Here is a 23,507-nt window from a genome sequence, read left to right as displayed (position 1 = left end):
CCAACTAAAAGTTCGACGTTTATTTCGCAATTGTTGTTTCATCATTCACTCCCTTCTTTATTACATGTACATCAATATCATCTCAGTCAAGACCAACAACGTCTCCAACTGCTACGCTATTAATATCTTCGACATTAATAATCATATCTTGATATCTACATTTAATGTCCCACATCAAGCCTTTATATAGAACTGATTCTACAGTGGCATTAATGCTACCTTTGTCTTTAGGGACAACGTCAAAGTCTTCAGGACGAATCATAATGTATACTTCTTCATTTTCATCGAAACCTTCAACAACGTCAGTTGTTGAAGAAATATTGTCAAAAACAACTTCACCTTTAGTTTTATAAAAACCATTGAAGATGTTGGCACGCCCCACAAAGTTTGCAGTTCACAATGAATTAGGTGAATCATAAACTTCAGATGGTGTTCCAATTTGTTCGATTTGTCCATTAGACATAACAACAACCTTATCTGATAATGAAAGTGCTTCTTCTTGGTCGTGAGTAACTAAAATAAATGTTATTCCTAGAGTTTCATGAAGTTTTTTCAATTCATTTTGTAGTTGTTGTCGTACTTTTGCGTCTAAAGCACTTAATGGTTCATCTAATAAAATAATTTCTGGTTCAATCACAATTGATCTAGCCAAGGCTACTCTTTGTTGCATCCCTCCTGATAATTCATTAGGAAAGTTATTAACTTTTTCGCTTAAACCAACCAGTTCAATAATTTGTCGAGCTTTTTCGTTGATTTCTGCTTTTGTTAATAATCGAGTAATGTTTTTATTTTCAAACTCTTCTTTCTTGTTTGATGGATAAATTTGTCAATATGAATTTCAGTAGTCTAAATCATTATATTTAAACGTTAATTTATCATACTTTTTATCTACCCTGATTTTCTTTGCGTAATTTGTCTTTAATAAACTGATTTCCTTGTCTATTTCTTTGATTAGAATGTCCTTATTCTCAAGGTCAGTTTGTTCCAATAAATCCTTTTTCTTTGTTTTTAATTCATCTAAATACGCCACGTATTGGTTTTTACGCATTGTTTTAATTTCACTTAAATAAGCGTTAGCTTCATAGAATTTTTCAAGTTTTTTAATATCCTTATACAAACTTGCTTTTTTAAGCTCAATTTCTTTTATTTTGGTTTGACTTTTTTTCTTTGCTAATTGATATACTCTTTCAGCGGCCTCATATATTTTTGGATCGACATTTTCTTTAGGCTTTCGCATCAATTTAATGCCGTATTTAATATTTTGAGCAACAGTCATATTTGGAAAAAGTGCATAATCTTGGAATACCGTTGATGTTGGTCGCATACGGATTGACATGTCTTTGATGTCGATTCCGTTATACAAAATTTTTCCGTGCGTAGGTTGTTCAAAACCTGCAATCATTTTAAGGACGGTGGTTTTACCACAACCACTAGGTCCTAAAAGTGTAACAAATTCACCTTTTTTTATTTCTAAATCAAAGTTGTGTACAGCGGTAAAACCGTCATCATAAGACTTAGAAATATTGTTTAAATGTAAAATTGTTTTTTGCATCAAAATCTCCTTTAAAAAGATAAAAAAATATGTTTCCCTAAAAAAGAAAACATATTAATAATAGCATATAAAAACTTTTATAAAAAAATATTCAAAAAGTTTGTCGTTTTGAATATTTTTTCTTGCTGATTAACTTGCATTTATACCGGCTATTTATCGGTCTTAAAATGATTTTTTGTTCATTTTAATTTTTAATTGTTTTTGCGCTTTTTTTCGCTTAATTTTTTTGAATAAATTTGTTTGCTTTCTTTTTTATCGATAAGCAAGTTTGTGCCTTATTGTTGTTTAAAAGAGTTAGCAAGAATTTCTTTAGTGTAAATTGTTGATTCTTGTTCGTTTTTAGTAAGTGTGAAAGAAACTATAATTTTACTGTTTGTTGTATCTTTTTCAGCTTTTTTAAAATTGATAGAAAATGACTGATCAGTAGAGCTTAATTCGTAATTATTTTCTTCTAATAACGCGTCTGCAAAAGTTACTTCGCTTGCTTTTTTATATGTAACGCTTACACCATTAAATGCTGTTGCAAAGTCGATACTTTCTTGTTTCGGTTCTTCTTTTTTAAAATTATCAGCTAAAATTTCTTTTGTGAACTCTTGTTCTTGCTTGTTTTTGCTTAATTTATAAACAACAGAAATCTTTGTTTTAGCTTCGTCTTTTTTTGCACTAACAAATGTGATGTTAAATGTTTTATCAGTAACACTTAATTCGTAATTGCTTTGTTCTAATGATGCATTGGCAAAAGTCACTTCACTCGCATTTTTATATGTAACGCTTGTGCCTTTATCTACAGTTGCAAAGTCAACTTTGAATTCAGAAGATGAAATTTCTTTAGTAAACACTTCTGATTTTTCTTTTTCTTTGTTTTCAATAGTATATGAAACAACGATGGTGTTATCGCCTTTTTCGGCCTTAACAAAAGCTACTTTAGCTTCTGGATGTGCTAATTCAAAATTTTCTGCAGTAAGCTTTGCTTCAGCAAATAGTGTATTTTTAGCGTTTTTATAAGATACGGTTACTTTTTTATTTAATTCCACAAAACCGTTGAATTTCTTAACCATAGGATCTATTTTGCTCTTTAGGTTAGTTAATTCTGTTTTTAAAATAGTAATAAAGTCAGCATCTTTTTTGTGTTTGTCGATTTCTTGTTTTGTTTCCTTAAACAATTTGTCAATTTCTTGTGCCTTTGACACGTTATTTTTATAAAAATCTGTTGCCTTAACTTGGGCTACATAATTATTATATTCGTTAACCGCTTCGATCAATTCATTGTTATTTTTGCACGATGTGGCTACACCTGCTGCTAAACCGCAGACAACTATACCTCCAAGCATCGATAGAAAAAACTTTTTATTAATTTTTTTCATGTATATACCTCATTTGTTTAAAAATGTAAACTATACCTAAATTTTAACACATTCATTTTTCTTTTCATCTACATTCATCGATAATTTTTTTCGCCTTTTTGGTACCTGCTTTAGGTTTTTTTTAAAGGTTTTTAGTAAACTAATAAATGAATCAAAGAAGGGAGATTTTTACTTTGGCAGCGAATAACACTTCTGAAACTTCAACATTTCAATATTCCTTACCCAAATATGACACTTTTAACAAGCCGAAAAAAGTGAAATACGGTAAGTTACAAATAATTTTTATTACATTATCTGTACTTGTAGGAGTTTTATTTTTAGTGATTAATATTTTCTTTGATGGAAAGTCACTAAACAACCTTAATCGGTTATTCTCAGGTAATCAATATGATATTGGTTTATACGCTTTTACTCCAATTAGTAACTTTTTAGTTGGTTTTTGTATAGCGGCCGCTTCAATCGCTATTACTGTAACATCAAGAAATGTATTAAGTGGTCCAACCACTCTTGGTTTTACACCGATGATCATTTTGGCGAATACAGCAACACATATGATTACTATTAAAGAACAAGCTTCAACAGCCATTCTATACTCACTTGGTTTAGCATTTTGTTTTATTTTAATTACAACAAACTTCTTGCTAACTAAAGGTAATGTGCAAGGAGCTAGTTTCCGACCCATTTTAATTTCATTTGCTATTGGTGCAACTGTATCAGCTATTAATATTGTGGTCATTTCACAAATCGAAGACTTACGTCGTGACTTCGATTCATATGTAGGTTTCAAACCATACCCAATTTCGTTAACTAGATTTTTAACAAGTAATATTTTAATGGTGGTTGTCACTATCATTTTATTCTTGTTATCTTCAAAATTAACTGTTATTAAAAAAGATTTTATTTTAGCTAAGTCTTTAGGTATTCACGTCAACTTAATTTATTGAACAGTTGCTTTCTCTTTAGTAATTATTACTGTATCAGCAATTGTGTTAATTGGGATTATTGCCTTAATCGGGGTGGTAATTAACGTTATTATTTCAGCATTATTCAAGCGTATGAACGTCCCATCAGCCATGCTATATGCGGGATTGTTCGGTTCAGCTGTACTTTCCTTCTCGGGTTATATCGCTGAATTCTTCGCTGGATCTCGTGAAATCATCATTGCTATTTTAGCTATCCCAGCATTCGTATATGTATTATTTAGAAGAAAGGGGCTTAAATAGTTATGTCAACACCAGATTTTACACAAACAGATGAATATCAATTCAAAAAAAGATGAAATAGAGCTTGAGGATTTAAAAACCCTTTAAAAGCTATTAATCGAAAAAGTTATATAAGAACAGCTGTTAACGTTCTTATAATGAGTGCTATGTTCCTGATTGTTTTCTTTTGAAACCAAGGATGGAAGGTTGACCCTAAAGAAGTGATTCGACACGTTATGGTGGCCAAACTGCTGTTAACAGGGATTTGTATGGGGTTAAGCGGTTATCTAATCCAAACTCTAACAAACAACCGTTTTAGTGATACATCAATCTTAGGTATCGGTAATATTAATTTACTCGGTTTGATGATTTTCGTGCAAATGATCGGTTTCCAAACTGTAAGTATGGACAAGTTTAATTTCGTAATTGCTTTTCAACCATTCCTTTACTTTGTATCACCGTTAATCTTGATGATTATTTACTATGTAGCTTCTAAAGAAGTAAGTAGCTTTAACTTTAAGAAAATGATTATTGCTGGTATTTTAGTTAACTTCTTATCAACATCAATCGCGTTAATCGTTTCTCAACACTTACATGAATTAGGACGTATCCTAATTTCTAACCTTTCATTCGGTACAGTCGGTGTTGGTGGTGGGGATTTTATGAAGACATTCTACATCTCATTAGGACTAATTATCTTCGGAATCTTCATTGTTGCTATCCTTTCAAACAAGATTAAAATTATTGTTGCAAATCAACAAATCGCTAGTCAATTAGGTATTAAAGTTAACTTGGTATCCTTTGCCACTTTAATTGCCATCTGTTTAATGGTGGGGGCAAGTTATTCATTAAATGGTAACTTAGTATTCGTAGGTTTAGTAGCCGGAAATATTGCTCGTGGAATTAACAAACACAATTATAAAACAGGGATGATTACTTCAAGTTCTTTAGGTGCAACATTCTATATGGCAGCCTTTGGCTTCTTATTCTTAGTTATCAATGTTCCTGAACAATGAGTTAACTTAGCTGTTCCATTGTTAATCTCACCTTACTTCATCATTTTAATCTCTAAAAAAGAATAATTAAACAAAAAAACTCTATAAAACTGCAATCCGTTGTAGTTTTATTTTTTTGCTAAATTTTTGATATTTTTATAAAAAACGAAAAATTTTCGGAACTTTTCGTTTTTTTTCTTATTTTTGAGTCAAAAAAGTTTGCTAAAACAAAGTAAAAAAATAGTTAAAAAAATATAATCTGGGTATATTGTATATATTAAAGGAGTCTCTTATGACATTTAATAAAAGAAAAGTATTATTTGGGATGCTTTCAGGTTTCGCAGCCGTTTCAGCTATTGCTGCTGTTGCTGCTGTTGCTGCAAGTTGTTCAAAAACTAGTGAAGATGATAAACACAAAAAAGATGTGCTAAATAGTCTAACTGGAAGATCAAAAATAATCCACAAAATTTTAACTAAAGAAGGAAAAAACGAAGATAACGGACAAATGGAAGTTTTATGACGTGGTTGATGAAACTCTCCTTTTGCACAACTAAGATCAATTGCTGCTGATTTAGATAAAGCAATTGATTTAAACAAATCTTCAACTTTCAAACCATTAATTGACAAAGGTGAACACGAAGCAACATTTGCTTTAGAAGCGGAAAAACAAATTAATCTTCTAAAAGAAGATATTAAGATGTATGCAAATTCACCTTTCTGAAAAAAACTTCGTGAAAGTAATACAACAGTTGGTTTCACAACACGTGGTGGACCATCTGATTTAGATGTAAGTAATATGAATTCATTTGGTTTATTACAACCAACAGAAAACTCATTATTATATACTTCTCCAGATTATGCTGAATTACCTGGTTTAGGACTTAAATTCCCTACTCCAAAACTTGAAGAAGGTACTGATTTATTAGATGACTGATATTCTTTCGGATGAAAAGCTTCATATGGTGAAGTTGACGTTCAAAATAAAGCTATTAACCAAATCATCGGTTCTTTCTCTGATAGTTTTGATCATTTAATTTATGTATATAATGATGGAGAAAAAACAGATAAGTATACAAATGAGTTAGGAGAATCTTATGAACAACAATTAGCTAAAACTGAAAATTTCTTGCCAGCTCGTTTAGTTAAAGGTTCAACTGACAACATTCACTTTATGGGACGTTCTGGTTGAATTGCAACTTATGGTGTAATTGGAATGCATTGATTATTACGTGAATATTCAAAATTATTCGGAATGCCAAAAGCTGAATTAGATGGTTTAATCGCTAAAGAAAAATTCAAAGTTAACCAAAACCCACTACCTTTATTCACTGAAGATGATTTAATGGTCAATAGTGAAAATAAAAAAGTCTTTAAAGAAGGTAAGAGTCCTTATAAGAAACACCGTAAAGATGGCACAGATATTAATTTCTGAGTAACAAGTGTTCACTCATTAGATCAAGCAATTACATTAGGTGTACGTCCAAATCTTTTTGTTAAAGGTTCATTAAGTACTTCAGGTCATGACCGACCAACTGGTATTAATTATTTAATTGAAACATCTGGACAATGAATTAAAGGTCTTCCACGTTTCGGTGAAATAGCAGGAACTGAAAAAGTAGAAGAATTAAAGAATACATACTTAAAAATTATTTACGACCAAAATGTTAATACAATGACTTCTGGAATGCATAACTTATCAAAACAAGGAAATATTATGCAAAAAGAAAACTGAAAAGAATATCCAGAATTACTTTCTAACATCGCTTATACTTCACGTCGTTTCCGTGAACAAGATCGTGTTGAACCAACAGGAGCAGATAAAAAATACTCTCAAGATGCTTGTTTAATTGGATATGATGAATACATTAAAGAAATTTCTAAAAAATAAGATATATTAATGAATAAATAAAAAACCGTAACTTTATTGTTATGGTTTTTATTTGTTATAATTTAAGAATATAGTGTTCAAGGAGCTATTATGGGATTAACAATTACTTTAATACTTTTAAGTATTTTGGCATTAATTATTGGTTTATTATTGTCAAGAACATCTGCTACCGGTGGTCTATCAAGTCTAAATGGTCAAGATTTAGAAATCTTTCAAAAAACCAAGGATCGTGGTTGAATGAAGGGTTTTCAGGTCTTCATGTTTTTCATTACTATTACATTAATTTTAATAGTTATTATTTATCGGGCAACTAGTCATTCATAATGGATAATAAGACATTACGAACCCTAATTTTAAACCAATTAGAAAAAGAAAACTATAAACCTATCCCACCTGGAATCCTACTTAAAAAAATATTAAAAGCAAATAACGATTTTAAAAAAGATCATTTTTATCAAACTGTTAGCCAATTAGTGGCTGATTCTAGTGTCAAACGCCTAGAAAATAATTATCTAGTTTACAGCTATGGTGATTATGAAGTTGATTTATCTAAAAAAATGGTTGGTGTATTATCAATCAATTCAAAAGGCGACGGTTTCGTTCGTGTTGAAGATGAAGAAGTTGATTATTACGTTAATAAAAAATACCTGAATGGTGCTTTAAAAAAAGATCGTGTTGAATTTGCATTATTAAAAAAAGAACCAAAACGTGCCGGCCTTTTTGATGCAGCGATTGTTTCTGTTATCGAACATGCTAAAGATTATTACGTCGGAGTAGTTAATTTCGATGGCAAAACATTAAACGTATCTTGTGATGATCCTTCTTTTTATTTAACTATTATCCTTGATAAATACCCAGGGTTAGTTACTGGCCACAAAATTTTATTTCATGTATATAAGCGTGATTTACAAAACGCATATGCATCAGTCGAATTAGTTCTTGGACACCAAAATGATATTGGGGTTGATATCTTATCTATCGTTTACGATAACAACATTAAACCCGAATTTGATCCGCAAGCTGAAGAAATAGCTAACAAAGCTAATTTTGTATTAGATGAACACCAACAAAAAATTCGTCGTTTTCTAAATGAACGTGAAATAGTATCAATTGATCCCGCAGGTTCTAAAGATATTGACGATGCTGTTTTTGTTCAAAAACTACCAAAAGGAGTAAATGGTAAACAATTTTATTTCTTAGGAGTTAGTATTGCAGATGTTTCATATTATGTACAACCAGATAGTGCTTTAGATAAAAACGCCTTCGAACGAAGTACATCAGTTTACTTGGTTGATCGGGTAATACCAATGTTACCCCATAATTTATCAAATAATATATGTTCATTAAACCCTAATGTTCAAAGAATGGCTGTCACATGTGACATGATTATTAGTGAAGACGGACAGGTCGTTTTTGAAGATGTATATCCTTCTGTCATTACTAGTAAATACCAAATGTCTTATGACGAGGTTAATGATTTCTTTGAAAAGAAAAGTAAATTACCAAACTATGTAATTTCCGTACACCAAATGCTGCGCGAAGCAAAAGAGTTGCATGAAATCCTTCGTGCTAAAAAATCTCGTGACGGTTATGTTAATTTCGATATTAAAGAACCAAAAATTATTTTAGATAAAGATAATAAAATCGTCGAAATTCAAGTTAAACAACAAAAAACAGCTCAAATGATGATTGAAGATTTTATGGTGGCTGCAAACGAAGCTGTAACGCGTTTTGTTGATAAACAAATTAGTTACCAAGAAAATCCAAAATCAATACCAAAGGCTAGCGATTACTTGCTTTCAAATATTAAAACGCCACTGCATTTTATTTATCGAACACACGACCGGCCACAAATAAAAAAATTAGAAATGTTTGCTGTTGAGGCTAAAAAATTAGGCTTTAAAATTAACGAAGATTTCTTAAATGTCGATGAAAAAACTATTTCAAATTGGTTAGACAACAATGCTAATCATTACAATTTAACATTGGTCAATAAATTATTATTGCGTTCAATGGAAAAGGCTGCCTATTCTGTAAATAATATTGGTCACTTTGGTTTAGCATCTGAACACTACACCCACTTTACTTCACCTATTCGTCGTTATTCTGATTTAATTGTGCACCGTATATTATGATCATTCATTTTTGATCCACAAGCATATACAGATCACCAAAGAATAGAATTAATGAATAATTTAAAAAATATTTGTGATCAATGTAATGAGAAAGAAGTTGTAGCAGTTCGAACTGAGCGAGATGTTAACAGCATGAAGTTTGCTGAATACATGTCAGAACACTTAAACAGCGAGTTTGAAGGGGTTATTTCTTCAGTTAATACATTTGGTTGTTTTGTGGAATTAGATAACACAATTGAAGGTTTAATATCCGTTAAATCACTTAAGAATGATTTCTATAACTATGTTAAAGAAAATAACACATTAGTTGGTGAAAAAACACAAACCATTATTACCGTTGGTAAACGGGTGATTGTTAAAGTTATTGGAGCTAACAAGGTAACACGTAAAATCGATTTTGAATTAGTTAGATTCCTTTAAAACTATAATAATAAAAACTATAGCAAAGCTATAGTTTTTTTCTTGTTCGCTTCTCATATAATCGTTTCGTTTTTTAGTCAAAGGGACAAAAAAATCTAGCTTGCGCTAGATTGAATTTTAATGGTGGAGACGAAGGGGGTCAAACCCTCGACCTCCTGAGTGCAAATCAGGTGCTCTATCAATTGAGCTACGTCCCCATGGTGGAAGTAAATGGACTCGAACCATCGACCTCACCCTTATCAGGGGTGTGCTCTAACCAGCTGAGCTATACTTCCAATACACCATATTATTATAGTGTATTTAATTTTAAAAAGCAAGTTTTTTAAAATTATTTTTTATTTTTTTTCTAATTATTATTAAATAGTTTTTTATATGATTCGTTTGTTTTCAATAGGTCGTGGTGACGGCCTATAGCTACAATTTTTTTATCATTTAACATAACAATTTGGTCCGCTTCAACAATTGTTGATAAACGGTGTGCAATTACAATCGATGTTTTGTTTGCGATTAATTTCTTCATCGCTTTTTGAATTTGCTGTTCTGTATGAACATCAACATTTGATGTCGCCTCATCTAAAACAACTACTGGTGCATCTTTAATCATCGCACGAGCAATTGTAATTAATTGTTTTTGACCATTTGATAAACCATGTTTTTCGTCCATAATGGTGTTGTATTGATCATCCAGCTGCATAATTGTATCATGAATACCAACCATTTTACAAACTTCATAAATGCGTTCTTTAGTCACAGTTTTATTAACCATAAAGAAATTATCATAAATAGATTTCTTAAACAAATATGGCTCTTGTAAAACTGATGTTAAGTAACTACGAACACTATCACGTGTTTTATCTTTAATCGCTACATCGTTAAAGAAAATTTCACCTTTTTGGAAATCATAAAAACGCATAATTAAACTAGCAAGTGTTGTTTTACCTGAACCAGTCGGACCGATAATAGCAGTTGTTTTATTTTTTGGAATATGTAAACTGATGTTTTCTAAAATCACATCTTTATTATATTGGAAGGTTACATCCTTCAATTGAATATCGATACCGTTTGTTGCATCGATTCTCAGTTTTTCGTGACCATCCTTTTCGCTTGGTGCACTTAATAATTCATAAATCTTAACCAATGCTGACTTACCAGCTAATGTGGTTGGTGTTTGTTGAACTAGGTCAGTAACATATTGACCGCATAAAACAGAACTAAATGACAAAGTGATTAATGGTGCGAAGTTTGGAACTTCGATAAGTTGATTGCTAACCTCTTGAGTTATGAAATTACTCATAAACCCTGATGGTAAGTGGACGTGGTGAATAGTAAAAAGTAAATAACTAAATGCAATCACAACACCCATCACACAACTTGCAGTTTCACTTAAAGGGAAAGGTATAATACTTAGAAATTCTGACTTGATTCATGTTTTTTTCATGTTATCAATCTTTTCATCATACTTACCAATAAATTGTTCTTGAGCATCAAACTCACTAATTGTCTTTCGTGTTCGAATTAATTCTTCAACGTAATCATTAATTTCTCCAGTTACTTTCCGAGTTTTTGTTTTATAAAAATAGGCTTTTTTAACGATTACAAATGAAGGAATCATAACAATTAAATAAACCGCAAGTGCAATTAAAACAACGTAGGGATTAATAACTAATAAAGCAATCCCAAAACCAATTCCACCAATTACTAAGACATTTATTTTTTCATAGTATGTTGTTAGTGCATTCTTAATAATTTGCGGGTCTGTTAGTGCTTTTGTATACAATTCACCAGGTTTATTTTGTTCAAAAAAACTAATACTCATTGTTTTTAATTTTTGGTTAATTGTCATGGCCAGATTAATCTCAATTTTATGAGCTACTTTGTTTGATGTTTGTGTAATCCCTAAATTAAATAGCCCCATCAATACATACCCTGCAATCGTTAGACCAAAATACATTAAAAAGTTGTTGGTTTCATTCAAACCGTATTTTGTTGTCGCTAGTTGCATTAAATATGAAGCGGCAACATAACTAATAACAAAAAATAAGGTTAAAAAAGAAATCGATAAGAAATATTTTCGAAAATCTTTTAAATAAAACCTACATAGAATTTTATTCATCTGTCGACTATTCATAATCATCTACCATCCGATCAATCTGTGTTTCGTAAATGTTTTTATAAAAAGAACATGTATTTAATAATGTCTCATTATTTCCTTGACTAATTAATTCACCATTATCTAAAACTAAAATGTGATCGCAATTTTTAATGTTGTTAATTCGTTGCGATACAATAATCTTTTGTTGAAAACTATCTAGTTTCTTAAGGTCGTTCATAAACGCTTTTTCTGTTAGAACGTCTAAAGCACTTGTTGCGTCGTCAATAATCAATAAAGGTGCTTTTTTACTAATAGCTCGACATAGAGCAATCCGTTGTTTTTGCCCACCCGAAAAATTTGTTCCTTTAGTATTAATTATTGTTTGTTCTTTATCTTCTAAGTTATTTACAAAATCATATGCTTGCGCAATTTTTAAATTTTGAACTAATTCTTGTTTATCATATGTTTTTTGGTTGATATAAATGTTGTTTGCAATCGTATCATTAATTAAAGTAGGTCGCGATTCGCACAATGAATATTGTTGTTTTCAATGGTTAATATCAATATCTTTTAAGTTCTTTTTGTCAACGAATATTCTACCGCTCGTTGGTTGTAATTGGTGTGTTAATAAATCTAATAAAACTGTTTTACCACTACCAGTTTTACCGATAATTCCTAATGTCTGATCGTGTCCCAGGGTGAATGAAATATTTTTTAACGCATAGCTATCTTGGTTAGCAAATTTAAAACTTACATTATCGAAAACGATGTCATTAGTTTCTGTCTTATCTTGACCAGTATAAGAAATTTGGGGTTGATAAGCTAAAAATTGAGTTACCCGATTAAAGTTAATAATCGTTTTTAAAAACAATGATAATGATCCAGAAGTAATAAATATCCCTAAAACAAAAATATTAACTGCTTGGAAAATTGGGAAAACGTTTGCATTAGCAATTTTTGGATTGCTATAAAACATAATTAATAAAATGATCGGTTGAATAATGAAAGATAATTGACTAATCACAACAATTAAAGTAAACAGAATGGCAAAGGCCTTTTGCGATACTTTTTGATAATTTTTTCATTGTTTAACTAAATCATTCAAAAAGAAACTTTGCAATAAGAAAGTTTTGATTGTTCGATAACCATTTGTGTAATCGTTAGTTAGTGCAATAACCGCATCATTTCCCTTGGTCATTTTTCTAAAATTTGTTCGTAAGGATTTAACAAATACGAATTCAATCCCGAAGACTAAGATCATAAAAGCTAAAATAGTAATATATACACTATATGTTTCTTGACTTAATACAACCAGCGCAATAAAACCACCGATAATGTAAACAATTCCAATTAGAAGTCCACGTGTCAAAGCACGAATACCTTCTTGAATTTGTAAAGTATCGTTTGTTGTAATTGTCAATATTTTATCTTGGTTAAAATAACCGTCATCCGCTTTTGTTAGGCTTAGTGTTTTAGATAAAATCGTTTTTTGTAAGCTTCGCATCAATAAAACGTCGACTAAGACAGACAAATAGTTGCCAACAAGTGCAAGTACTGCTCAAATGACTAAAACGCCAAACATAATTAAGCAGTTCTTTACTAATAAGCTTTGGCCATAATCTTCTAAAGTAGGATTGAAGCTATTTTGCATTTGTTTCATAATAATCGGTGAAACAACCATTGCTGATACTTGTATCAAGTTTAAAATTAAGATTAAGACAATTAAAAAGCGACCTTTTTTATTGAGCGTGCATCAAATTAAAGCGAATTTATTTGTTTTTTTATTTCCAAGTTTTGGGTTCGATTTTTCAAATCCGTTCGTTTGTCTCATAACTTTTTCCCCTTTCCAATTCCAACTAATAGTTTTATCTTATTATTCTTAAAAAATAACTTCATTGGAATTAAGTTGATTCTTTGTGTTTTTTGTCAATGTGCAAATTTAATAATTTCATTTTTGTGCAGTAATAATTTACGTTTGCGTAGTGGGTCGTGTTGTTTATGATGTGCAAAATTATATGAGGCAATATGCATTTGGTAAATATAAACTTCGTTCTCACGAATCATAATATATGCTTCGTTTATAGATGCATCATTATTAATTAAAGATTTTACTTCACTCCCTAATAAACTAATCCCAGCCTCAATTGTATCTTCTATAAAGTAATTACGATTAGCATTTTTGTTAACTATGTTCATTTTTAACTCCAATATACAAAAAATAAACACAACTATAAATAGTTCTTGTTTAATTTTTTCTTTGTTTGTTTTTATTTTACTTCATTTTCTGACGGTTGTTCGTCGATATTTGCTGTTTCGTAATTTTCGTCAATTAGTTCTTCATCACTCTTTTTAAAGACTGTAACAGATCTAATAACTTCATTCTTATCTTGGTCTAAGTTAATCAGTTTAACTCCTGAAGTGTTTCGAGATTGTACGCTAATACTTGATATTGCGATTCGAATTACTTTGTTAGCGCTCGTAATAATTAACAATTCTTCGTCACTATTTACTAATTTAATAGCTACAAGTGGGCCAGTTTTTTTATTAACATTCAGTGTTAAAACACCTTTTGCTCCACGGTTAGTTAGTGAATAGTTATCCACACTCGTTAATTTACCAATACCATGAGCACCTATTGCTAAAACATAATCACCTTGTGATAATAGTCCAGAACCAAGAACAAATTCTTTTTCAGCAATGTTGATTCCTTTAACACCAGCTGCATTCCGTCCCATTTGACGTACCTTATCTAAACTGAATTGAACAACTTTTCCGTTGCTTGCTGCGATAAATAAATTATCATCTGTAGTTGCTTGCAATACAGAAACTAATCGGTCATTTTCACGCAATTTAATTGCAATTTTACCTTTTGATGGGATGTTAACAAATTCTTTTAAATCTGTTTGTTTAACAATTCCATTAAGTGTGGTGAAAACTAATGAACCTTCGTCATAATTGTCTATCGCAATAAACGTAAGAATTCTTTCTGTTTTTTCTAATTGTAAGAAGTTTAGGGCCATAACCCCTTTAGCTGTTCTTGATCCTAAAGGAATTTCATGCCCTCTGATACGATAAATCTTACCGTAATCTGAGAACAATAAAATGTCGACGTGTGTATTAGCAATTAATATTTTTTCAACATCATCGTCATCATATGTCTTAGTACCAATAACTCCGACACCGCCACGACGTTGAGCTTTATATGTATCAACAGCTAAACGTTTGAAATAACCACGTTTTGACATTGTAATAACAATGTCTTCTTGAGGAATCAAATCTTCATCATCAATGGATGAACTAATTCCATAAACAATCTCACTTCTTCTTTCATCACCGAATTTTTCAATTAAGTAATCAAGATATTCAACGATGATATTAACTTGACGATCGTAGTTGCTTAGGATATCTTCTAAGTCTGCGATGATAGCTAATAATTCTGCATGTTCATTTTTTAGTTTATCGATATTTAAACCAGTTAATGAACGTAATTTCATTTCTAAAATCGCTTTAGCTTGGATTTCAGTTAATGAGAATGTTGATTGCAATGTTTTCATTGCAATTTCGTCATCACCTGATTGTTTAATAATACGAACTACTTCGTCTATATTATTAACAGCAATAACTAAACCTTCAACGATGTGAATTCTGTCCTTAGCTTTATTTAAGTCAAAGTTAGTACGACGAACTAAAACTTCAATTTGGTGTTCAAAATAATATTTGATTAAATCGTATAAATTTAAGACTTTCGGTTCGTTGTTAACTAATGCTAAATTATTAACAGCAAAATTAGTTTGTAATGGTGTTTGTTTAAATAATTTATTTATTAAAACTTCTGGAATAACATCACGTTTTAATTCAATTACAATTCGAATTCCATCCCGTGAAGATTCATCACGTAAGTCAGAAATTTCATCGATTTCTTTATTAGTTACAAGTTCAACAATTTTTTCAATTAATGTTTGCTTGTTTACCATATATGGAATTTCAGTTACAATAATCGCTTGCTTTCCATGATTTAGTTCTTCGATTTCATATGTACTACGCATTGTTACTGAACCACGTCCAGTAGTAAAGTAGTCATTAATCCCTTGGTCACCATAAATTAGTCCACCAGTTGGGAAGTCTGGACCTTTAATAACTTCTTTTAATTCATCGATACTAACATCATGATTACGTGCATATAATTTAATCCCTTCACAAACTTCTGTTAAGTTATGAGGAGGCATATTAGTTGCCATCCCAACAGCAATTCCGGTTGTTCCGTTAACTAATAAGTTAGGAAATCCTGAAGGTAAAACTGTTGGTTCACTTTCAGAACCATCATAGTTGGGCGCAAATAAAACAGTATCCTTATCAATGTATTTTAATAGTTCATTAGCAATCTTTGATAAACGCGCTTCAGTATAACGCATTGCAGCTGGTGAGTCACCATCAATTGATCCGAAGTTACCATGACCATCTACTAGTAAATAACGCAGTGAAAACTCTTGTGCCATTCTAACGATTGTAGAATAAACAGCACTATCCCCGTGTGGGTGGTACTTACCAATTACATCCCCGACTCATCGAGCAGACTTTTTATATGGCTTATCGTGTGTCATCCCATTTTCATAGGCCGCATATAAAGCACGACGGTGAACAGGTTTTAGACCGTCACGCACGTCAGGTAATGCTCGCGAAATAATAACTGACATCGCATAATCTAAAAATGAAGTTTTTACTTCTTTAACAATTTCGTGGTCAATAATTTTTGAGACTGATAATTGTTCTTTAATTTGTTCGGTTGTTAAACGACTTTTTTTACTTTTTTTCATTGTTAACCCCCTCTATCTAAGCATCAATATTCTTCGCGTATTTTGCGTTTTTAGCAATGAAGTCTTTTCTTGGTAAAACATCATCACCCATTAATAAAGAGAATGTTTTATCTGCTTCTGCTGCATCTTCAACATCGACTTTTAGTAACATACGGTGTTGAGGATCCATTGTTGTTTCTCACAATTGTTCTGGATTCATTTCACCTAACCCTTTATAACGTTGTAAGTTTAAACGTACATTTCCAGCAGTTTCTCTAATTTCTTGTAATTCTTTTTCAGTATATGCATAAAGAACTTTTTTACCAAAACTTACTTTATATAATGGTGGTTGGGCAATGTAAATGTTGCCTTTTTGTACCAATTCCAACATGTATCGATAAAAGAATGTTAATAATAAAATTCTAATATGTGAACCATCCACATCGGCATCGGTCATAATAATAATTTTGTTATAACGTAGTTTTTCGTAATTGAACTCTGAACCAATTCCCGCACCAATGGCTGTAATCATGTTTTGAATTTCTTCATTAGCAAAAATCTTTTCTATTTTTGCTTTTTCAACGTTAATGATTTTACCTTTCAAAGGTAAGATTGCTTGGTATTCGCGTTCACGACCCGTTTTAGCAGAACCGCCGGCTGAATCCCCTTCGACAATGTATAATTCAGTAACTGATGAATCACGATTTGAGCAGTCCGCTAATTTACCTGGCAATGAACTTGATTCAAAAGGTGATTTACGTCTAGTAGCCTCACGCGCTTCGTTTGAACGACGACGTGATTCAGCTGCAATTTTAGCCTTGTTAATAATAATTTTAGCTTCATCAGGATTTTCGTTTAGGAATTTCTCGAAAACAACTGATGTTACATCATTAACAAACGGACGAACTTCACTATTTCCTAATTTCTTTTTGGTTTGACCCTCGTATTGTGGATTAGGATGTTTTATCGAAATGATGGCTGTTAACCCTTCAACAACATCGTCTTTTGTGAATTTTTCATCTTCCTTAATTAATTTTTTATCAATTGCATAACGGTTGATAATTCTTAGAATGGCTAATTTAAAACCCTCTTCGTGTGTACCACCTTCAGTAGTATTTATGTTATTACAGAAAGAGTGAACTGAAGATGTATAGCAGTTACTATATTGGAAGGCCAAATCACAAATTACGTCATAAGTTTGGTCACCATTGTGTGCCTTTACATTACGTTCTTCTTCACCAAAAATTACTGTTTCAAAAAGTGGTGTTTTTTGTTCGTTTAGATCATGAATATATTCAACTAAACCACCTTCAAACAATCATTCTTCTTTGGCGTTTGTAATTTCTGATTCAAATTGAATTCGAATCCCTTTATTTAAATACGCTAATTGACGTAAACGACTCGTGATTTTCATTTCATCTCAGTCGTTTTTTTCCATAATTGAAAAGTCTGGGTAGAACTGAATTGTTGTACCATGTTCTTTTTCATCGTTTTCAGCAATTACACGTAATGGAGCTTCAGCATGACCACCGTTAATAAATTTAACATAGTGTACGCTGTGGTTTTTATTTACTCATACTTCAAACGTTTCACTTAAAGCGTTAACACATGATGCACCAACACCATGTAATCCTCCGGACATTTTATATGCATCGTTATCGAATTTCCCCCCAGCATGAAGAACAGTTAAAACTGTTTCTACACCAGAACGACCCGTTTTCTCGTGGATACCTACCGGAATTCCCCGACCATCATCTTCAACACGAATTTGATTATCTTTTGTGATGGTTACGCGAACAAAACTTGCATAACCTCCCATTGCCTCATCGATTGAGTTATCAACAATTTCTCAAATTAAATGATGTAACCCTTCTGATTGTGTACTTCCGATATACATCCCAGGACGTTTTCGGACAGCCTCAAGACCTTCTAGAACCTTAATGCTCGAAGATGTATAATCTGATTTTTTTTGTTTGTCATCAGTCATAATTTGCTCCTGACTCTTTAGTTATCTTTATTTTGTTGAACTATTTGAAAAATTTCATCTTGAATCTTAATTTTATCGTCATGATAAAGTTTACGCCCACGGCGATTTTCAAAAGTATCGTTAACAAGTATATTGTTAGATAACAAAAAAAATTTAGCTTGCGAACCCGAGCTAATTACATTTGCTAATTTTAAAAATTGGCCAAGTGTGATGTATTCCGTAGTAATTAAAATTTTTTTCATGAAAAGTATTCTTCTAGATAACAAAAAATATATATTTAATATACTCTTTATTATAACATGTAAAAGCTAATATATATAAATATATATTATTCCTTGATTAATGAGATGATTTGTCTGAAGTCAGGATCGTTTTCGTCAATAAAAACAATTATATTTTTATTAACTTCTTTGATTAAGATAATTTCATCATTCATAAAACTTTTTAAAACGTTTGTCAGGATGACGGGATTAATTTTAATTGACACTTCGTTGTTCGAATAATTAGTGATTTCAATTTCTTCGTTAAAATTACCAATTTCGTATGTTTGGAATTTTAATTGAGCATATATGCCGTTGATATCAAAAGACATCTTTGGCTTTTTTTCTTGAGTCATAATCGTCATTCCACGTTCAATGGCTTCAAGAATTTTTTGTTTTGATAATCCGATTTTGAAATCACATTTTGTTTCATCAACTTCAAACAAACTAGTAATTTTTGGATATTCTCCTTCAATTGCTTTTGTAATTAAGTACGCATTATCAAAAGCGAAAATAATATTCTTGTCTTTTAAAAACAATTTAACTTCAACTGTGTTGTTGATGTTATTTTTGAGAACATCTAAAGCAATACGCATTGATTGATAACTAATAATGAAATTATATTCGCCTTTATCAAAAGGTTTGTTAAGGATTGCGGCACGTATTTTATCCGTTCCAAGGATAGTTAAGGTGTTTGGCTTAGTTGTACTGTTAATATTCACTCCTGCGAACGTTAACATCTTTTCTGTACCGTTTAAATTAGGGATTGCAGGAAGAATTTTATTATTTATTTCATTAAACACATCTTTTGGCAAACAAACTTCTTCGCAATTATTTAGATCTAAATCAAAAATTGGAAAAACTTGTAAGTCAATTGTATTAATTTGTGTTTCAAATTTTTTTGTTTTAATAATCAATGTGTTCTCATCGATTAAATTCAAAATAATTTTTTCTTCAGTAACTTTGTTGATTAACCCATAAAGAATTTTTGCATTTATTAGTAACGCAAAGCCTTCACTATCAGTTTCAAAGTCTTCTTTATCTATATAAAAGAAACTAGATAGTTGTGTATTCGTTGCTTTAATTTCGATTCTGTTGTTTTTTAATCTGATTAATACTCCAGTTAGAAACTGGTTTGTAATATTTAAGTTTGCGATTGTTTGGTTGAATTTAATACCTTGAATAAGTTTCTTTGTGTTTACTGTTAATTGCATAATGTCCCTGCTTATCTACAATATATTAATTTTATTATGAAACAAAGCAAAATCAACAAAAAGAAAACTTTTATTTGAATGTTTTTTCTAATATCTTTTTTATATGTTTATATTTTATTCATTACTATTATTACTATACGCTATGTCGATATGTTGATAAGTGTTAAAAGGCCGATAAAATGCGTAGTTTTTGATGATTTATTATGTTTATAAACTTGTCTGTTTAATGCCTATTGATGTCTAGAACTGTCGAAGAGTCGTGTCGATAACGATGGCTAAAAAACCATGATTTTATTAAATTGCTCTTAAAAAACAAAAAATTATCAAAAAACCGCACTTTATTATTAGAAAAATGAGAAATAAAAAAGGTTTATTGTCGATAACCGTGTCGATAGTGTGTCGACAACTTTTTTATTTTAAATTCATGTTTTTTGCCGTCGATATCCTCGTTTTTATCGACAAAATTGCCGTCGATAACTAATAGTTTCTGCTCTTGAATAACATTTTTTATTTATGATTATCTGAATTAACGAAACGTTTGTTAATTTTATTGCTAAATAATAAAAAAAAGTTTAAAGTATATAACAGAAGCAAAAAAACATACAACGACAGGATTTTATATGGAAAAAATTTTAATTGTTGGTTTAGGGAATCCTGGATCAAAATATAATCACACGAGACATAATATCGGTTTTTCGTCAATTGATAATTTGTTAAATTATTTAAATTTAACAATGACTGATCATAAATTTAATGGCGATTACACTAAAACTACCATCAATAATCAAGTAGTTTACTTTGCTAAACCCAGCACATACATGAATTTATCAGGCGATTTCGTTAGTAAATTCATAAACTTTTTTGACATACCAAAAAGTAATGTTTTAATTATTTATGATGATGTGGACACAAAAGTAGGAGAATTTAAAATGCGTTTAAAAGGTTCTTCTGGTGGCCAAAATGGAATGAAAAACATTTTATTACACTTTCCTAATAATGAATTAAAAAGGGTACGTATAGGCATTGGAAAAGAAGAACATAAAGACTTAGCTAATTATGTTTTATCAAGGTTTAAACCAGAAGAATTATCATTAATTCAACCAGTCTTGAACAAAATTACTAATGCAATTATGCAATGATTAAGAGGTGACAGTTTTGAAAAAGTTATGAGCACGAATAATTAATTTATTTAAACATAAAAGCTACGTTGCAGCTGTATCTGGTGGACCAGATTCCATGGCAATGTTAGATATGTATCGCAAACAAATAAAAGCTGTTTGTCATGTTAATTACCACATGCGTGAAGACTCAGACAACGATATGCAAATTGTTGAAGAGTATTGTCATAAATACAATATCGAATGTTATATTTTGCATGTTGATAACAATGTTTTAGATAAGTTTAGCCATATTAATAATTTCCAGGCAAAAGCCCGTGCTATTCGATACGCTTTTTTTGCTCAAATAGCTCGAGAAAAAAACATTGATACAGTTATTGTTGCTCACAATCAAGATGATTTTCTTGAAACAGCTTATATGCAAAAACAACGTGAATCCAAAGCTCTATTTTATGGAATTCGTGAACGAGTAATTATTAACAACGTTTTAATTTACCGTCCTGTTTTAAAATTGCGTAAATCAACACTTTTACGTTATTGTGAAGAACATGATGTTCAATACGCTATCGATGAAACAAACTTTAAAGATATTTATGAACGTAATCAAGTAAGAAAAACAATTGCGAGTTGAGATCATGGCAAAATTTTTAATTTTCAAAAAGAAATTAATAAATATAACAAAGAACATGAAGCTCAAAGTATAGTTATTGATACAACTTATCAAGACTGAGTTAAAAAAAGTTTTGACTATGACTTCTTTAAACAATTAAGCGACACACAACAATACTTTTTACTTTTTTATTTCTTAAACGAAAATAAGATTTCGAATGTAAGTGAAAATAAAATCAATGGGATTATGACTTTTTTGAACAAGAAAGATATTGCTAATAAACAATACCGTTTAAAAGATGATCAATTCTTGATAATTAATAAACAACGCAATCTTGAAGTTATTATTGATCCTAAAATTTCACAAGGCACAGATGAAGCTTTTATCGATCAAGATGAACAACAAACTCAAAAAATTTATCAAAATAAATTTCAGGAATTCAAAGATAAACACTTTCCTCTAGGATTTTATGTTAATTTGACAGACAATGAAAAATATCAACTAATCAAAGAATGATTAGTTGATATTACAAATAAAAATCCAACTGATTATGATATCTTTCCATTAAAAATATTTGTTGATCAAAAACCAGCACCAAATGTTAAATACAAAGTTAATGAACAATTATTTATTTACATTAACGAATATGGTTATTTTAAAGTAACAAACGATTAATTTAATTGTTTCTTATCTTGATAGACACAATCAATGACTCCACCACCAAGACAAACATCGCCTTGGTAAAAGACGGCATATTGTCCTGGAGTTATTGCTCTTGCATATGAGTAATCGATAACAACTTCATCATTTTTAATAAATTCGATATTTACAACATCAATTAGTTTTTGACGGTGTCGGAAGCGAACTTGTAACGGCATTTGAGGTAGGATATTCTGGTTTCAGTTACAGTTTTTAATAACCGCTTTATTTGACATTAAATAGTCTCATTCTAATTCACTAGGGGCAACGTAAATGATTTTGTTTTGCAAGTCCTTTTGGCAAACAAACATCTTACTCTTTTGCCCTCCTAAGTGTAAACCTTTATTTTGACCGATGGTGTAGTACATAGTACCGATATGTTCTCCGATTTTTTTGTTAGTTGTGATATCGATAATATCACCAGGTTGATTAGGGATATAATTATTCATAAATTCAACAAAGTTGCGCTCACCAATAAAGCAGATACCTGTTGAATCTTTTTTATCAAAAACATTTATTTTATTATCGTAAGCAATTTGACGAACTTCTTTTTTTGTTAAATGACCGATTGGAAACAAGGCCTTTTGTAATTGATTTTGTCTCAAATTACATAAAAAATATGTTTGATCTTTATTTTCATCAACAGCTTTTAGAAGGACAGAGTGATCTTTGTCATGTTTTATTTGGGCATAGTGCCCCATGGCGATATAATCACAATCAAAATGCTTCATAGCATATTCTAGGAACGCATCAAATTTGATAAATTGATTACACAAAATATCTGGATTAGGAGTTCGATTATTTTGATATTCATCTAAAAAATGTTGGAAGACATTGTCTCAATATTGGTTAATGAATTCAATGGTTTCGAATCTAATGCCTATTTGCTCTGCTACTTTTTTTGCATCCAGCAAATCTTTTTGATTGTCACAACCTTGTTTTTGTTTTGATTTAAAATTTAATTCCTGGTTAACACTAGCATCTCAATTTGTCATGAACAAACCGATAACATCATACCCTTGTTGTTTTAATAACAAGGCACTGACAGCTGAATCAACACCACCACTCAATCCGACGACAACTGTTTTTGTTTTTTTATTAATCATGGTTATTCCTTGATATTCTTTGAACTTTATTCTATATATAATATAATAATATAATGGACTTTTGTACATATA

Annotated in this window: 17 protein-coding genes and 2 tRNA genes; 7 read left to right on the top strand and 12 right to left on the bottom strand. The window is 30.7% G+C overall.

From position 1 onward, the window contains the following. Nucleotides 1–19: 19 nt before the first annotated feature. Nucleotides 20–1,552 (bottom strand): ABC transporter ATP-binding protein, encoded by a 1,533-nt coding sequence (locus OF376_RS01855; protein ID WP_263821821.1) that lies wholly within the window; start codon nucleotides 1,550–1,552, stop codon nucleotides 20–22. A gap of 275 nt (nucleotides 1,553–1,827) precedes the next feature. Beyond that, the gene (locus OF376_RS01850) at nucleotides 1,828–2,916 is read right to left on the bottom strand and encodes a Vmc-like lipoprotein signal peptide domain-containing protein (protein WP_263821820.1); all 1,089 of its coding nucleotides are present in this window, start codon (nucleotides 2,914–2,916) and stop codon (nucleotides 1,828–1,830) included. A gap of 146 nt (nucleotides 2,917–3,062) precedes the next feature. On the opposite strand from OF376_RS01850, the gene OF376_RS01845 reads away from it, so the two are divergent. The 5 genes from OF376_RS01845 to rnr all read left to right on the top strand — a co-directional run bounded on the left by OF376_RS01845 (nucleotide 3,063) and on the right by rnr (nucleotide 9,556). Next, nucleotides 3,063–4,139, top strand: a complete 1,077-nt coding sequence (locus OF376_RS01845; protein ID WP_263821819.1) for an iron chelate uptake ABC transporter family permease subunit — start codon at nucleotides 3,063–3,065, stop codon at nucleotides 4,137–4,139. A 2-nt stretch (nucleotides 4,140–4,141) separates the two neighbouring features. After that, nucleotides 4,142–5,200, top strand: coding sequence for an iron ABC transporter permease (locus OF376_RS01840; RefSeq protein WP_263821818.1), 1,059 nt, complete (start codon nucleotides 4,142–4,144; stop codon nucleotides 5,198–5,200). Between the two features lie 205 nt (nucleotides 5,201–5,405). Further along, on the top strand, nucleotides 5,406–7,001 hold the full coding sequence (locus tag OF376_RS01835) for a hypothetical protein (RefSeq protein WP_263821817.1): 1,596 nt from the start codon (nucleotides 5,406–5,408) through the stop codon (nucleotides 6,999–7,001). A gap of 90 nt (nucleotides 7,002–7,091) precedes the next feature. Further along, nucleotides 7,092–7,325, top strand: a complete 234-nt coding sequence (locus OF376_RS01830) for a preprotein translocase subunit SecG (RefSeq protein ID WP_263821816.1) — start codon at nucleotides 7,092–7,094, stop codon at nucleotides 7,323–7,325. Further along, complete coding sequence (gene rnr / locus OF376_RS01825) at nucleotides 7,325–9,556, top strand: ribonuclease R (protein WP_263821815.1); 2,232 nt, start codon at nucleotides 7,325–7,327, stop codon at nucleotides 9,554–9,556. The genes OF376_RS01830 and rnr overlap by 1 nt, the downstream gene beginning before the upstream one ends. Nucleotides 9,557–9,677: 121 nt before the next feature. Here rnr and OF376_RS01820 read toward each other — a convergent pair. The 9 genes from OF376_RS01820 to OF376_RS01780 form a co-directional block, all read right to left on the bottom strand. After that, nucleotides 9,678–9,753: transfer RNA gene (locus OF376_RS01820), tRNA-Ala, on the bottom strand. A gap of 1 nt (nucleotide 9,754) precedes the next feature. Further along, a tRNA-Ile gene (locus OF376_RS01815) sits at nucleotides 9,755–9,831 on the bottom strand. Between the two features lie 71 nt (nucleotides 9,832–9,902). Next, on the bottom strand, nucleotides 9,903–11,684 hold the full coding sequence (locus tag OF376_RS01810) for an ABC transporter ATP-binding protein (protein ID WP_263821814.1): 1,782 nt from the start codon (nucleotides 11,682–11,684) through the stop codon (nucleotides 9,903–9,905). Further along, entirely contained in the window at nucleotides 11,677–13,479 is a 1,803-nt protein-coding gene (locus OF376_RS01805) for an ABC transporter ATP-binding protein (RefSeq protein WP_263821813.1), read from the bottom strand. Before OF376_RS01805 ends, OF376_RS01810 begins: the two co-directional genes overlap by 8 nt. Continuing rightward, a complete protein-coding gene (smpB, locus tag OF376_RS01800; RefSeq protein ID WP_263821812.1) occupies nucleotides 13,407–13,844 on the bottom strand; it encodes an SsrA-binding protein SmpB in 438 nt (145 codons plus the stop codon). Before smpB ends, OF376_RS01805 begins: the two co-directional genes overlap by 73 nt. A 71-nt stretch (nucleotides 13,845–13,915) precedes the next feature. After that, nucleotides 13,916–16,468 (bottom strand): DNA topoisomerase (ATP-hydrolyzing) subunit A, encoded by a 2,553-nt coding sequence (gene gyrA, locus OF376_RS01795; RefSeq protein WP_263821832.1) that lies wholly within the window; start codon nucleotides 16,466–16,468, stop codon nucleotides 13,916–13,918. A gap of 10 nt (nucleotides 16,469–16,478) precedes the next feature. Beyond that, nucleotides 16,479–18,428, bottom strand: coding sequence for a DNA topoisomerase (ATP-hydrolyzing) subunit B (gyrB, locus tag OF376_RS01790; protein WP_263821811.1), 1,950 nt, complete (start codon nucleotides 18,426–18,428; stop codon nucleotides 16,479–16,481). Between the two features lie 17 nt (nucleotides 18,429–18,445). Further along, nucleotides 18,446–18,670, bottom strand: coding sequence for a S4 domain-containing protein YaaA (yaaA, locus tag OF376_RS01785; protein ID WP_263821810.1), 225 nt, complete (start codon nucleotides 18,668–18,670; stop codon nucleotides 18,446–18,448). Nucleotides 18,671–18,756: 86 nt separating this feature from the next. Next, on the bottom strand, nucleotides 18,757–19,902 hold the full coding sequence (locus OF376_RS01780; RefSeq protein ID WP_263821809.1) for a DNA polymerase III subunit beta: 1,146 nt from the start codon (nucleotides 19,900–19,902) through the stop codon (nucleotides 18,757–18,759). Between the two features lie 620 nt (nucleotides 19,903–20,522). Between OF376_RS01780 and pth the strand changes: the two genes are divergently transcribed. Together pth and tilS are read left to right on the top strand one after the other, a co-directional pair. Beyond that, entirely contained in the window at nucleotides 20,523–21,086 is a 564-nt protein-coding gene (pth, locus tag OF376_RS01775; protein ID WP_263821808.1) for an aminoacyl-tRNA hydrolase, read from the top strand. After that, the gene (gene tilS, locus OF376_RS01770; protein WP_263821807.1) at nucleotides 21,058–22,305 is read left to right on the top strand and encodes a tRNA lysidine(34) synthetase TilS; all 1,248 of its coding nucleotides are present in this window, start codon (nucleotides 21,058–21,060) and stop codon (nucleotides 22,303–22,305) included. The genes pth and tilS overlap by 29 nt, the downstream gene beginning before the upstream one ends. Here tilS and mnmA read toward each other — a convergent pair. Then, entirely contained in the window at nucleotides 22,302–23,435 is a 1,134-nt protein-coding gene (mnmA, locus tag OF376_RS01765; RefSeq protein ID WP_263821806.1) for a tRNA 2-thiouridine(34) synthase MnmA, read from the bottom strand. The genes tilS and mnmA overlap by 4 nt on opposite strands. Nucleotides 23,436–23,507 lie beyond the last annotated feature (72 nt).

The organism is Ureaplasma miroungigenitalium, assembly GCF_025780085.1.
Taxonomy (GTDB): Bacteria; Bacillota_I; Bacilli_A; order Mycoplasmatales; family Mycoplasmoidaceae; genus Ureaplasma; species Ureaplasma miroungigenitalium.
This window is presented reverse-complemented; position numbering and strand designations above follow the sequence as displayed.